The 13,845-nt window shown below is 49.4% G+C and carries 12 protein-coding genes; 2 read left to right on the top strand and 10 right to left on the bottom strand.

The features are described from left to right. Positions 1-18: 18 nt before the first annotated feature. The 3 genes from ACXHJ1_RS08265 to ACXHJ1_RS08255 all read right to left on the bottom strand — a co-directional run bounded on the left by ACXHJ1_RS08265 (position 19) and on the right by ACXHJ1_RS08255 (position 4,051). Positions 19-1,722, bottom strand: a complete 1,704-nt coding sequence (locus tag ACXHJ1_RS08265) for a glycerol-3-phosphate dehydrogenase/oxidase (protein WP_457906176.1) — start codon at positions 1,720-1,722, stop codon at positions 19-21. Between the two features lie 227 nt (positions 1,723-1,949). Continuing rightward, on the bottom strand, positions 1,950-3,440 hold the full coding sequence (gene glpK, locus ACXHJ1_RS08260; RefSeq protein WP_457906175.1) for a glycerol kinase GlpK: 1,491 nt from the start codon (positions 3,438-3,440) through the stop codon (positions 1,950-1,952). Between the two features lie 53 nt (positions 3,441-3,493). Then, complete coding sequence (locus tag ACXHJ1_RS08255; RefSeq protein ID WP_025366097.1) at positions 3,494-4,051, bottom strand: glycerol-3-phosphate responsive antiterminator; 558 nt, start codon at positions 4,049-4,051, stop codon at positions 3,494-3,496. Positions 4,052-4,298: 247 nt separating this feature from the next. Here ACXHJ1_RS08255 and ACXHJ1_RS08250 point away from each other — a divergent pair, with 247 nt between their 5' ends. Beyond that, positions 4,299-4,796 carry a DUF1036 domain-containing protein gene (locus tag ACXHJ1_RS08250; protein ID WP_044786915.1) on the top strand — a complete coding sequence of 166 codons (498 nt, stop codon included), beginning with the start codon at positions 4,299-4,301 and terminating at the stop codon, positions 4,794-4,796. A 96-nt stretch (positions 4,797-4,892) separates the two neighbouring features. Here ACXHJ1_RS08250 and ACXHJ1_RS08245 read toward each other — a convergent pair whose 3' ends face one another. Next, complete coding sequence (locus tag ACXHJ1_RS08245; protein WP_025366098.1) at positions 4,893-5,846, bottom strand: alpha/beta hydrolase; 954 nt, start codon at positions 5,844-5,846, stop codon at positions 4,893-4,895. A 259-nt stretch (positions 5,847-6,105) separates the two neighbouring features. Between ACXHJ1_RS08245 and ACXHJ1_RS08240 the strand changes: the two genes are divergently transcribed. Then, positions 6,106-6,741 (top strand): NAD(P)-dependent oxidoreductase, encoded by a 636-nt coding sequence (locus ACXHJ1_RS08240; protein ID WP_016822726.1) that lies wholly within the window; start codon positions 6,106-6,108, stop codon positions 6,739-6,741. Positions 6,742-6,852: 111 nt separating this feature from the next. On the opposite strand, the gene ACXHJ1_RS08235 is transcribed toward ACXHJ1_RS08240, so the two are convergent. The 6 genes from ACXHJ1_RS08235 to kduD all read right to left on the bottom strand — a co-directional run bounded on the left by ACXHJ1_RS08235 (position 6,853) and on the right by kduD (position 13,834). Beyond that, entirely contained in the window at positions 6,853-8,013 is a 1,161-nt protein-coding gene (locus tag ACXHJ1_RS08235; RefSeq protein WP_457905924.1) for a cation:proton antiporter, read from the bottom strand. A 315-nt stretch (positions 8,014-8,328) separates the two neighbouring features. Next, on the bottom strand, positions 8,329-8,919 hold the full coding sequence (locus ACXHJ1_RS08230) for a GNAT family N-acetyltransferase (RefSeq protein ID WP_031462428.1): 591 nt from the start codon (positions 8,917-8,919) through the stop codon (positions 8,329-8,331). 65 nt (positions 8,920-8,984) lie between these two features. Next, the gene (locus ACXHJ1_RS08225) at positions 8,985-10,346 is read right to left on the bottom strand and encodes an MFS transporter (protein ID WP_457905923.1); all 1,362 of its coding nucleotides are present in this window, start codon (positions 10,344-10,346) and stop codon (positions 8,985-8,987) included. A gap of 91 nt (positions 10,347-10,437) precedes the next feature. Beyond that, entirely contained in the window at positions 10,438-11,589 is a 1,152-nt protein-coding gene (locus ACXHJ1_RS08220; RefSeq protein WP_457905922.1) for a winged helix-turn-helix domain-containing protein, read from the bottom strand. Beyond that, entirely contained in the window at positions 11,570-12,808 is a 1,239-nt protein-coding gene (locus tag ACXHJ1_RS08215; protein WP_457905921.1) for a CynX/NimT family MFS transporter, read from the bottom strand. The genes ACXHJ1_RS08220 and ACXHJ1_RS08215 overlap by 20 nt, the downstream gene beginning before the upstream one ends. A gap of 249 nt (positions 12,809-13,057) precedes the next feature. Then, entirely contained in the window at positions 13,058-13,834 is a 777-nt protein-coding gene (gene kduD, locus ACXHJ1_RS08210) for a 2-dehydro-3-deoxy-D-gluconate 5-dehydrogenase KduD (RefSeq protein WP_025366104.1), read from the bottom strand. Between the last annotated feature and the right edge of the window lie 11 nt (positions 13,835-13,845).

The following is a 13,845-nucleotide window of genomic DNA, read 5'->3' as shown; positions in this document are numbered from 1 at the left end:
CGCATCCCTCACGCTGTATCAGATGGCTTTAACAGCGCTGGGTTCCGCCTCTACCTCTACAGGTGTCACAGCTTCATACAGATAAGCATCCAGCTCAGTCGTATATTGGCGTTCTTGCTCGGCGCTCCAGCCTGCGTACTCGGACATCCATGCAATGACAGCCTGCTTCCAGCGCTTCACCTCGTCAATCTGAAAGAACAGTGCTCCAGTGCGACGTATGAAAAAGTCAGACGGTGTCACCGTCATTTCCTGTTCCATCGCGTACAATAGCGGAACACGCACTTCTATAGGCAACGCCGCTTCCGTCTCGGTGGCGTTCTTCATGCTCCGTGTCGCTATGGCGAACAGTCGCTCCGCATTTGAGCCATAGCGAACAGCCCATGCTCTGGCGGTTTCCGGCGATAGACCGAGCGCAGCGCCCGCTATGGCCTGCTTGCTCACGAAAGCGTCCCAGCCCGCCGAGCCGCCTACATTGCCGCCCGAAATCGGGATATGCCTTGTGCGGCATGCCCGAAAGCTTTGCCCATGCAAGCGGCCCAGCTCCCGTACCGCGCGATCCACGACGAGTTCGGACATTTTCCGGTAGCCTGTCAGCTTGCCGCCTGCAATCGTGATCAGACCTGAACGGGATTCCCAAATTTCGTCCTTACGTGAAATTTCCGAAGGGCTTTTACCGTCTTCATAAATGAGCGGGCGTACTCCTGCCCAACTGGATTCCACATCTGCAACCGTCAGCTTCACATCCGGGAACATCCCGTTGATCGCTTGAAGCACATACGCCCGGTCTTCGGCGGTCATCCGAGGGTGCGCCGTATCCCCTTCATACACCGTGTCGGTCGTACCTGCATAGGTTTTGCCATCACGCGGGATCGCGAACACCATGCGTCCATCCGGTGTATCGAAGTACACTGCTTGTTGAAGCGGGAAACGCTCAGCATCGAATACCAGGTGGATACCCTTCGTCAGGCGAAGCACCTTGCCCTCTTTGGAGCGATCCATTTCCCGCAACGTATCTACCCATGGCCCGGCAGCGTTAATGACCAGCGAAGCCCTGATCTCGTATGGCTTTCCCGTTACCCGATCGGTTACACTGGCGCCGCTTATTCGTCCGCTGTCATACAGCAGCTTGTCAGCCTTGGCATAGTTCACGGCCAGCGCCCCTCGTGTAACGGCTTCCTTCATCACCTCAATCGTTAGGCGAGCATCGTCTGTGCGGTACTCCACATAACTACCGCTTCCCTTCAGTCCTTCTCTCTTCAGCAAAGGCTCGCGCTCCAGCGTAGCCTGGATGTCCAGCATGCGGCGACGCTCACTACGCTTCACGCCAGCGAGGAAGTCATACACCAGCAGACCAATCGAGGTGGTGAATGCATTAAATGTGCCACCCTGGTGAAAAGGAAGCAACATACGCTCCGGAATGGTCACATGAGGGCCATTTTCAAATACGATAGCTCGTTCCTTCCCGACCTCTGCTACCATCTTAACCTCAAATTGCTTCAAATAACGAAGACCGCCATGCACCAGCTTGGTAGAACGACTGGATGTGCCTGCTGCAAAATCCTGCATTTCCACCAGAGCCGTCTTCAAACCACGATCCGCAGCGTCCAGCGCAATTCCCGCCCCTGTAATGCCGCCACCAATAATTAAAATATCAAAATGCTCACGCCCCATACGTTCCAAAACAGCCGTTCTCTCCTGTGCAGCAAATCCCTGTTCTCCCATCATCTATCCCTCCAATTTCGTACATGTCTGCTTTGCCATCTGACACCGAATCACCAAAAGATACAAAAAAAGACCACGAACATCGCTGCGGCGGATGCCGAGCGGTTCATGGTCTCTCCAAGTCTCCTGACGAGTATTAACTTATCTATATCGTAGCATACACAGTACACGATGAAAAGGGGAATCTGCCTGTTGTCAGCTGACTGCCTACTGTCGTAAAACCACCTTTACTTGAATGCCATCGCGGCATGGACCGCCTTTTTCCAGCCACCATATCGTTCAGCCCGCACTTCTTCACTCATGGTCGGAGTGAAGGTTCGGTCACTCTGAGCATATCCCCGGACTTCATCCAAACTGTCCCAGAAGCCGACTGCCAGCCCTGCCAAATACGCCGCCCCCAGTGCAGTTGTCTCGTTCACAGCAGGTCGTTCCACATGCAGATCGAGAATATCGCTCTGGAACTGCATCAGGAACTCGTTCATCACTGCGCCCCCATCTACACGCAATGAGCGCACAGGTACACCCGAGTCGCTCGCCATGGCGGTTAGAACATCTTTGGTCTGGTAGGCCAGCGATTCCAGTACCGCTCGTATAAAATGCTCCTTGGATGTTCCCCGTGTTAAGCCAAAGGTCGCGCCGCGCACATCACTGTCCCAATACGGGCTGCCAAGACCCACAAAGGCTGGGACAAAATATACACCCTCCGTTGAGGTCACCCGCGCCGCATACGCTTCACTGTCCTTGGCCTCGCGGAACATACGCAGCCCGTCACGCAGCCACTGAATAGCAGACCCGGCTACAAAAATGCTGCCCTCCAACGCATACTTCACCTGACCGTTCAACCCCCATGCAATGGTCGTAATCAGTCCATGCTTCGATTCACAGGGCTCATCTCCGGTATTCATCAGCATAAAGCAGCCCGTACCGTATGTATTTTTAATCATGCCTTTGTCAAAGCATCCCTGACCGAACAAAGCTGCTTGCTGATCGCCCGCCGCTCCGGCAATGGGAATTTCCTGTCCAAAAAAATGATAATCCACCGTATTCGCATATATTTCGGAGGATGACCTCACCTCCGGCAGCATAGACGCAGGAACGCCGAGAATATCCAGCAGCTCCTCATCCCATTTCAGCTCATAAATGTTGTACATTAGCGTACGAGCAGCGTTGGAATAGTCCGTTACATGCGCTTTACCGCCAGACAGTCTCCAGATCAGCCAGGTATCGATTGTACCGAACAACAGCTCTTCGCGTTCCGCCTGGGCTCTCGCTCCTTCAACGTTGTCGAGTATCCATTTGACTTTGGTACCCGAAAAGTAGGGATCAATGAGCAGCCCTGTTTTGCTATGAAAAGTTTGATCAAGTCCACGGCCTTTCAAGTCCTCGCAAATCCCGGCCGTTTGCCGTGATTGCCATACCAGCGCATGATATACCGGCAGGCCTGTATGTTTATTCCACACCACCACAGTTTCCCGTTGATTGGTAATGCCAATTCCAGCAATTTGACCGGCTTTCACACCTGATTCCGACAGACAAGAGGCGATGACGGCCAAAATAGAGCTCCATATTTCATTCGCGTTGTGCTCTACCCATCCCGGCTGGGGAAAATACTGAGGAAACTCCCGTTGTGCCTTGTACACCACTTTCCCCTGCCGATCAAACAAGATGGCCCGCGAACTAGTTGTGCCTTGATCCAAGGCAAGAATGTACTGTTCCATCATTTTCCAGTCTCCTTGCTTTATGTATGTTGCCTACTTGATTCAAATAGAAGCTATCGCTTATAGTGCTCAAACAGTTGTTTATTGGAGGTGGTAACTGCTGTAGCTCCCGCTGCCAACGCCGCCTCCACCTCCTCCGGGGTACGAATAAGTCCGCCAGCCAAAATGGGAATCCCTGTACGTTCACTGACCTCCGCAATCATCGGTGGCACAACACCAGGTAGCACCTCAATATAATCGGGGCGCGTTTTTTCCACCAGTGCGTAGCTTTTTTCCAGCGCAATCGTATCCAGCAGGAACACTCGCTGTACAGCAAGGATTCCCTTTTTTTTGGCGGTTGCAATCACCCCGGAACGGGTCGAGATAATACCAAATGGCTTAATCTCCTGACACAAATACTCAGCGGCATACTCGTCATTCTTCAAACCCTGCACCAGGTCGGCATGCAGAAGCATCTGCTTGTTGCGGCTCCTTGCCATCTGGTACAAGTTGCGCAACTGCGCTACATGCGTATCCAGAAAAACAGCATACTCATAAGAGCTGTCCAAAATATCCTCCAACTGCTTCATGTGCTTAGCTGCAGGTAAAATGCGTTGTCCCTGAAATGGCATGGATATCCTCCTTAGGCCGAATGGCGGTCAAAATCGTTCAAATTTTATATTATCACTCTGGTCGACGAACGTGAAGCGGTTCCATAAGAATATCCCTTTACACTCCATATATTCCTTTATTTATAAACCACATCCATGGATCATCTCATGTTCTTTTTTTGTACTTTTTGGTTGTCCGTATGTCTATTACTTTTTCAGAGAATTCGCATAGATTGATATTAATCTTTCAAAGAATGGAGTGAATAGAATGGGTTTTTATGTTCGTAACAGTACGTCTAACCCTATTTCAGTTGCCGTTGGATACTATGATTCTGGTTGTAGTCCTATCACCTATGCTAAGAGAGGGTGGTACCGTATAGAACCCGGTAGACGCGCATTTCTTGTAGCTGGATCAGCCGCAAACCAAACGTTTTATGTCTACGGGCATGACAGTTTTGGTAATTCGTGGGGTGGTGATTTCTACACAGATGTTCCTAGAGAGGCTTTCACAAGATGCTGGATAGCAAGTTGCCAGGGCCAGGGCTGTAGAAGCGTGGGATTCGAGGAGATCAATGTTGGCAATTTTGAAAACTACACTCTAAACCTTGTAGATAGTACCCAAAGTGCATCTAAGTCAAGACGTACTCTAGTGGCGAAAAAAAGAAAAACCAATTTTAAATTAGGGAAGTTCAGCTTTATAAAACCACCTGGAAAATTAGGGAAGTTAGGCAAGAATAGAAAACCGCTATATGGTAAACGCAAATAGAATTAAATAAACAGAACCAAAAGAAGCACCTCCCTTCATGGGCTGGGAGGCGCTTCCTTACATACTAACTGTGTATTCCTTCACTCGTCTATACAATTAGCCCCCAAACCCTTGGCGCAGCCACGAGGTAGCAAGCGTGATCGCACCGCGCTTGGCCGCAGTTTCCGACAATGGGTTCAGCATCACAAAATCGTGTATGATGCCCTGAAAGCGTACAGCGGTTACATCTACCCCAGCTTCACGCAGCTTGTTCGCATAAGCCTCCCCTTCATCACGCAACACATCAGCCTCGCCTGTAATAACCAGCGCACGTGGTAGCCCTTTGAGCTGATCCGTGGTAGCACGTAACGGGGACGCCGTGATCTGCGCCCGTTCGTTAGGATCTGTCGTATATTGATCCCAGAACCATTGCATCCCTTCACGGCTCAGGAAATACCCTGTGGCGAACTCATGGTACGATTCCGTATCAAAAGAAGCGTCCGTCACCGGATAGAACAGCAACTGTTGCCGAATGGCAGGGCCACTGCGTTCTTTGGCCAGCAGAGTTACAGCTGCAGTCATGTTACCACCGACACTATCTCCGGCGATCGTCAGCGTATCGGGCTTCAGCCCATGCTCGCGCCCATGCTGTGCCACCCATTGAACGACCGCGTAAATTTCCTCAATCGCCGTCGGATATTTGGCTTCAGGTGACAAGCTGTATTCAGGGAATACAACAGCTGCCTGTGAGCCTACTGCCAATTCACGAATCAGACGGTCATGCGTATGAGCATTACCGAATACCCAGCCTGCTCCGTGGATATATACAATGACCGGGAGATCACCTGTCACCTGTTGTGGACGAACAATTCTGACCTTCACCTCACCGCCAGGGCCACCTGGAATCGACAGATCCTCCAGATCTGCGGCAGGTTTATCTGCTGGACCGGATTGAACCTCATTGACCGTTTCACGTCCTTTTTCAGGACCCAAATCATACAGAAACGGAGGCTTGGCATTATCGTCTGCGAATTTTTGCGCTGCGGGCTCCAGCTGTACTTTTTTACTCATATCGTTTCACTCTTCCTTTCTTATTTGAAGTCTACATGTATTCAATATGGTTTACATTTATTCATTCAGTATCACCTTATATTTAAACGAGTTCCTCTCTTTCCAATCGGAGGACTCTATTTTGCCCAAAGAAGAGCTTGACTTTTATTTTATGTTGTAACTATAATAGTTACATATTAAAGTTCAAGTATGAACATCATACAACGCATGAATTAAGCCAATAAATCATCCAAATTATTTTTTAGGAGGCTATTCTATTATGAAAATTGCAGTTATTGGTGCAGGCGGTAAAGCAGGAAGTAATATCGTAAAAGAAGCATTAGACAGAGGGCATGAAGTAACCGCCATCGTCCGTGACCCAGCTAAAGTAACGGATAATCGTGCAGCTGTAGTACAAAAAGACGTTTTTGACCTGAAAACAGATGATCTGAAAGGTTTTGACGCCGTTGTTAATGCTTTTGCCGCTCCGTTCGGACAAGAGCATCTGCATGTAGATGCAGGTAACGTGCTAATTGAGGCTCTCCGCAATGTATCCGGTACTCGCCTGATTGTCGTAGGTGGTGCAGGCAGCTTGTTTACGGATGAATCTCAGACACTCTTGGTCAAGGATACTCCCGACTTCCCTGATTTTGTATATCCAACAGCTCATAACCAAGGAAAGAACCTGGACATTCTACGCGGTACCAGCGACCTGAACTGGACGTTTATTAGTCCTTCCGCGGAATTTGCTCTCGGCCAACGTACAGGCTCTTACCAAGTGGGCAAAGACACACTACTGGTTAATTCCAAAGGTGCAAGCTATGTTAGCTATGAGGATTATGCAGTTGCCGTAGTAGACGAAATTGAAAAACCACAACATTTGAATCAACGTTTCACCGTCGTATCCGAGTCCTAATTCTACAACCAACCGAACATTCCAACATAAAAGGACCCTTCGATCACTTTCCATCCTGCTTGGAAAATGAATCAGAAGGGTCTTTTAGTATGACTTGTCAGCACCAGCCTTTTACTTCTCTACCTGGCTTAAGGACTTCCTATCGTTAAAACATAGTTTAAGAATTGGAGGTGCGGCCAAAGTCGTCAAAATAACGGCAATGATGACCGATGTAAAATATTGCTGTGCCAGCAGGCCCGACTGTAGACCGGTAGCTGCGATAATTAGCGCGACTTCACCACGTGATATCATCCCAGAACCAATCGCCAGCGAAGAACGGTTATCGAAGCCCATCAGCCGTGCCCCGATGCCTCCACCAATTAGTTTTGTCACCAGCGCTATCAGGGTCAAAACAACGACAAATCCTAGCTGCTGGCCTACTCCCTCAAAGGATACATTTAAGCCAATGCTGACAAAAAATACAGGAACAAAGATGGAATAAGCGATAGGCTCCACCTTTTCTTCTACGACATGCTTAAAGCTTGTTTGCGAAATGGCAATCCCGGCAGCAAAAGCTCCGATAATACCCGCCATACCCATCAAATCTGCAAAATACGCAAAACCGAAACAAATAACCAAAGCAGCAGTAATCACAGCCTCTGTCACTTTGAGGGGGGCAAGTATTTTCATAATCCATGGAACAACGAACCAGCCACCCAGAATAGATACCATGAAGAAGATCAGCTTCTTGCCAACAAGAAGTCCCAGCGAGGTTTGCCCACCCATGCCGAATATACTCATCACTACCGCAAGCAGCACTACGACAAGCACATCATCCAGTACGGCTGCGCCCAAAATGGTCGAGCCTTCTCGAGTATTCAGCTTGTTCATATCCTTAAGCACCTGCACCGTAATGCTTACGGAAGTAGCGCTCAAGACAATCCCCAGAAACCATCCTTCATGCACTGAAAAACCAAAGGCTTCACCGACTCCAAAACCACAGAGCAAAGGCAAAATAATACCCCCGACAGCCACTGCTACCGCAGGCTTCCAGTTGCGCCGAAGCTGATCCAGATCCGTCTCCAGCCCGGCAATGAACATCAACAGCAACACGCCGATTTCAGACATATTATGAATCAGCGAATCATTTTGTACCCATCCCAAAACTGCCGGGCCCAGCACGATACCAGCGATCAGCTTCCCCAATACCGCAGGTTGACCGAGCTTAACCGATAAATGACCGGCTACTTTTGTAAACAATAGAATCAAAAGAAGATACAATATAAATTGCATAGGTTAATAACCTCCTTTTATTTAATCCTTGAACTCATTTGCGCATCATCTACAATTGAAGAAAACGGATAATCATAAAATGCAGAACAATCGTCCAAAATATGTGTCTGACCTTCAACAGACCACAACTCGCAAAATAAAAAGGGAAACCCGACATACAGCACAGGTTCCCCTAAAAAGACATAAAGGAGCCTTGGTGACAGGCTCCTCCGATAATTCATATATTCATTTGATGTTGTCGGTCATCCTTGCGCAAACAAGCAACTTTATCTTTTAATTATACCTCTTCTTTAAACCCCTGTAAACGTCATTGAGTCAACTTTTTGTTTTTTCCACATACCGGGCACAGTATTCATGCTGCAGCATACTCATCAAAATCGAATCGTGGTATTGATGATTGTAATATAGAGCATCCCGCTGCACACCTTCACGTTGAAAGCCTACTTTTTCATAGCAACGGATGGCCTGTTCATTAAAATCAAATACATTCAGCTCAATCCGATGCAGGTTACAAATACCGAATCCATAGCCTAGCATGAGCACAAGCGCTTCGGTGCCGTAGCCTTTACCTTGATTCCCCTGCTCATTGATCGCAATACGGATGTTGGCGCTGCGATTCAGGCTGTCCATATCCTGTAGCGCAATATCCCCGATGACACGATCATCTTCCTGAAGTGCAATGAGCAGCAGCAGGCTTGAGGAATCCTGTCCTTTAGCTTCTATATAACGAGCAATTTGCTCTTTGGTAAAGCTTCGCTGTGTGCCCGTCAGCCTCCGCACTTCCTGATGAAACAACGTATTATAATACAGCTCGGTGTCCTCCACGTTAATGGGACGCAAGTACACTCGTGATCCTTCAAGCAGTCGTGCCACTGGCGTTGCGGACGAATAATTTTCAGTCAACATGATCCCTCCTATGCTAAAAATATTGATGCTACAATAATATAAATTTCTTAAATGGAAGCAAACGATTACGCTAGATCGACATTTTGTTCAGTCGAAGGGGGAGGATCAGCAAGAGACTCGCGCCAAATTACAGATTGAAGCAGAAGTCCTGCCAAACCCAGGATCCCAACAGACATCCCGATCCAGACAAAAGCCGTTCCTACCCCTGCTATTCGGATCAATAATCCCCCGGTAAGCGGCGAAATGACCATGATCGCTCCAATCACGGTACTTTGAATACCGAAGACACGCCCCACCATATCAGCAGGGGTTTTGGCTTGTAATATGTAATTCTGGGTGATAATGTACAGACCATTCCCCACACCTAGCATAGCCCCGATCGTAAGCAGTACGGGTAGTCCTGTCCCGGGCTGCGCCCAGCCTAAAGCGGCAATCGCTCCGCCAATCAGCACATAGCCTCCACCGAGTCCCCAGCCTGCGCTTATACGATTCAAGCGATTAAGCACAAGCATACAACCAACAGCGCCAGCACCTATGGCGGAAACCAGCCAGCCAAGCAGCGATTCGTTGCCCGGTGCGAGCACTCGCAGCAACGTAGGGAACTGGTAGTCGATCATAAGAATGGCGATCAGGCCGAACAGCCCGAATATGAGCGTATGCAAAAGCATTCGACTGCGCCAAAGGAACGCCCAGCCTTCCCGCCACTGGCTGAAAAAACGGGATACATGAGCAGGCTCTCCCTGCGTCTTGGCATCATCAGCCCCATGCGCTGTAACCGATGCCAACTTTCCTAGCTGCTCGTCAGCAACCGCTTGCTGGTCTGTGCTGGCCAGCGCCGGACCGATTCCGCGCAGCGGCCAGAGCAAGAGGCCAGAGCAGAGGCGCAGCAGTGCATTTAGGATAATGCATGCTTGCGGGGACAGCACAGTCAAGGTCATGGCGCCCAGCAAGGGTCCCGCCACTTTTGAAGCCTGATTGACCAGGCCATTCAGTGAGGTTGCACGGAATAGGTCGCCACTGGCGACTACTGCACGAGTCAAACCTTGCTGTGACGGCATTTGGAATACGCCAGCCGCCGCGCGCAAGCCGAGCAAAGGCAACAGCCACACCGGACCAGGGACGGCGAGAATCGTCAGCGTCAATAAGGCGACAGCTACATCGCAGCCGATCATCAATCGGGCCTTATGTACCCGGTCGGCTAGCGTGCCTGCAATGGAACCAAGCAGCAGACCCGGTAGCGCCATAACTACCGGAATCAGCGCAATCAGCATCGGGTCAGCTTCCCAGCGATAAGCAACAAGCACCTGAATGGCGATAGCATCAAACCAATCACCAAAGGAAGCAGCCGTATGTGCCGCAAACATCCGCCGAAAACGACCGTTATGCCAAATGCTAGGCGTGGACTGCAATTCTTTCTTTTCCTTCATTTCTACTCACCCTGCTCTCATTATCTGCTTCTTTAGCAATAAGAACATTCTAACGGGCCTATATCAGAGGAAAATCAGACAGCTAAAAAAGTCAGGCCGCAGAAAGGATCTGCTCCAGCCAGTGCCTTAGCGCTGAACGTTGCAGTGTTAAACTGTTGTCCCGGTCAAGCTGATCGTATTGAGCCGCATACTTCTCTTCCAGCCTGGGATACGGGCCGCAAAGCTTTAAGAAACTTCGAATTTGAATAACCGCTTTGATTTTTAATAGCTCTTGTTTGGCCATATCAAGGGTGACCAGCCCCTCATCCATGAGCCGCTCGGCCTGGTCTACATCTCCAGTACGCAACAGCATAAGTCCGCGCAGCAAGCGATAACGGCCCAGTTCGCGCAAATACGGAGCCTCTGACAGCATGCCTTCCAGACGATCAGACAGTTCAGCAGCCTTTTCCATATGATTGGCAACCAGATGCATGTACATCTCCATGAGCGCAACTGGCATCACAAATTTATCGAGATCATCCCGCTCCATGATCATGAAGGTCAATGGCAGGCCTTCCTGTGCGCGTTCTGGTTGTCCATGTTCCACATAAGCCTCCAGAATATTGAGAATGCGTAATTCCCGCTCTTGTTCACTGGACAGCAATCCGCTGACGAGCGCACGTTCACAAAGGGCTAGCCCGTGATCCGTAACCGCTGCTGTGCCTGTATATAGCAGCAGCATCCAATACAAACGGTCTGCGGGTGCAAAATCCTCCTGCTTCAAGAACCAAGCCACATCTGCCTGTACAAAACGGGTATACATTTGATAAAAGGAGGACATTTGAAAACCCATCTGCTCCTGCTGGGCAGCTAGTGCTACGATGGAATTTCCCTGTCCCAACAGCTGGTATTTGCGGAATAGTCCATGTACGGCGTCTTGCACCTCCTGATCGTGCAAGGACGGATGGTTCTGTTGCTGCACGTCAGTCAGGGTCAAGCTGTAGCCATATCCTCTGACCGTATGAATACGGAGCCCATTCCATGACTTAAGTTTTTTGCGCAATCTATAGATATGATCATCCACTGTACGCTCCACTGGATATTCCAGTGGCCACACACGATCCAGCAGTTGTTCCCGGGTGAACACCTGATTCCGGTTATCGTATAAAAAGCGCAACAACGCAAACTCTTTAGCCAACAACATAACACGATCTGCATTATAGACCACGCTATAGCCATCTGCATCAAATTGCAGCCTGATCATCCACCTCGCCTCCGACATATCGTTTCTTGGCTGCACCTAGGCCTGTAAACATAAGCAGCACACTCAGGCACAAGAGTAAAAGCAGCGGAATTGTCCAGCCTTGTGTCGCATCATGCAAATAGCCGAACAGCGTCGGCCCAGTCGCTGCTAGCAAATAACCAAAGGATTGCGCCATACCTGACAGCTCTGCGGCCTGCTGCGGTGTGCGAGTCCGCAAATTAAAGAACATCATGACTAGCGGAAAAGCAAAACCACCTGCTATTCCAATACAAATAACCCAAACCACACTCCACTGTGTAGCCCCGAGCAGAAATCCACCTAAACCGATAAAATAGAGCACTGCCATAATCAGAACCAACATCCGCTGATCCTTCACTCGCGCCGCCCAAATAGGCACAATAAAGGTAAATGGCATTTGTGAAAATTGCAGCACAGACAGCATCCATCCCGCAGTCTCTGAATCCATTCCCTGTCCGCTCATCATTTCGGGAAACCAGGCAGCAGGAACATAGAAGAGGGCAGATTGCAGCCCCATGAACAGCGTCACCTTCCAAGCCAACGACGATTTATACACATTCACCGTTCGGGCAGATACTGCCGCTTGATTAGCCGTTCGGCGCGCCTTAAGGAGCTGCGGCACCCAGAGTAAAATACCTAGGACACCGACAATCGCCCAAATCCCCAAAGCACCGCGCCAGCCCATTCCTCCGTTCAGAGCCAGCGGTATACTCAGACCGGATGCTGTTGCAGCGACCACATTCATGGATACGGAATATACGCCGGTCATTAGTCCGCTGTTGCGGGGAAATTCCTCTTTGATCAAACTGGGCAGCAAAACATTGCACACAGCAATAGCCAGTCCCAGCATCGCAGTCCCGACAAATAATGCAGTCACCCCCAGCGTCGAGCGCACTACAATACCTGCGGTCAACAGCAGCAAGGCCGCAAAAATAATAAGGGAAGACCCGAAGCGCCGCGACAGTTTGGCTACAAAAGGCGACAACAGTGCAAAAGCAAGCAGCGGGAACGTCGTTAACAGACCACTTAGTGTATTCGAAATATGCAAAGAATCCTTAATCAAACCGATAAGGGGTCCTACCGAAGTAATCGAGGCGCGCAGATTGGCACCTACCAGGATGATCCCTGCGGCAAGCACCCAAGGACCTGCATGCCACAACGATTTGTATACCAAAGCTCGTTGGTGTTGCTGTGAACTCATCTCTCCATTCTCCAATCCATTCTGTATTATGCTCAAAGGCTCCAACCAAGTGTAACGGCTGGAGCCTAGGCAATTTTTATCTCATTAAATTATAAAGGCATTCGTGCCATATGCATAGGACGGATCGACACAACGCCCCAAATCTTCATATTCAGCTTACAGGTTCATCAAACAAATAAAAGCTGCCTGAAAGGACAAGTTCCTTTTGAGGCAGCTTTCAGTTCATAGCTTCGATGTGATTGGCGCTGATTAACGTACCAGCCAGCCGCCATCCACCGCCAAGATATGACCATTCATGTAGTCCGAACCCTGACTGGCGAGGAAAACAACAACCCCCATCAGGTCAGACGGATCACCCCAACGACCCGCAGGAATACGTGACAAAATCTCTTGATTGCGATTCTCATCCGCACGAATTGGAGCCGTGTTCGCCGTAGCAATATAGCCAGGGGCAATCGCATTAATCTGAACGTTATGAACCGCCAGTTCGTTCGCAAATGCCTTGGTTATGCCAGCCACTGCGTGCTTACTTGCTGTATACGGCGGAACGAACTTACCGCCCTGGAAAGCAAGCATAGAAGCAACATTGATAATCTTCCCGCTTTTTTGCTCTACCATTATCTTCGCCACTTCCTGGCTCAAATGGTATACAGCATTCAGGTTGATTTCCATAACAGCGTCCCAATCTTCATCTTTATACTCCAGCAAAGGAGCGCGGCGGATCGTACCCGCGTTATTGACAAGGATATCAATTTTGCCAAATTCCTTGACACACTCTTCTACAAGTTTTTTAATGGATGCTTTTTCAGTCAGGTCAGCCTGGTGAAAAGCAAACTTCACACCCGTTGGCTCCAGCAGACGTCTTGTTTCTTCATAATCATCATTGTTAGCTACAATGAACAGGTTTGCGCCTGCCTTGGCCAAAGCTACGGAATATCCTTGACCTAATCCACTGTTGCCCCCTGTTACAATCGCTGTTTTACCTTTTAGACTGAAAAAATCCAATGAAAAATCGTTCAGACCCATGCCTACGCCTC

The organism is Paenibacillus sp. ALE2 (assembly GCF_054113385.1).
Note: the sequence above shows the minus strand (reverse complement) of the source record. Positions and strands in the feature narration are given on the sequence as shown.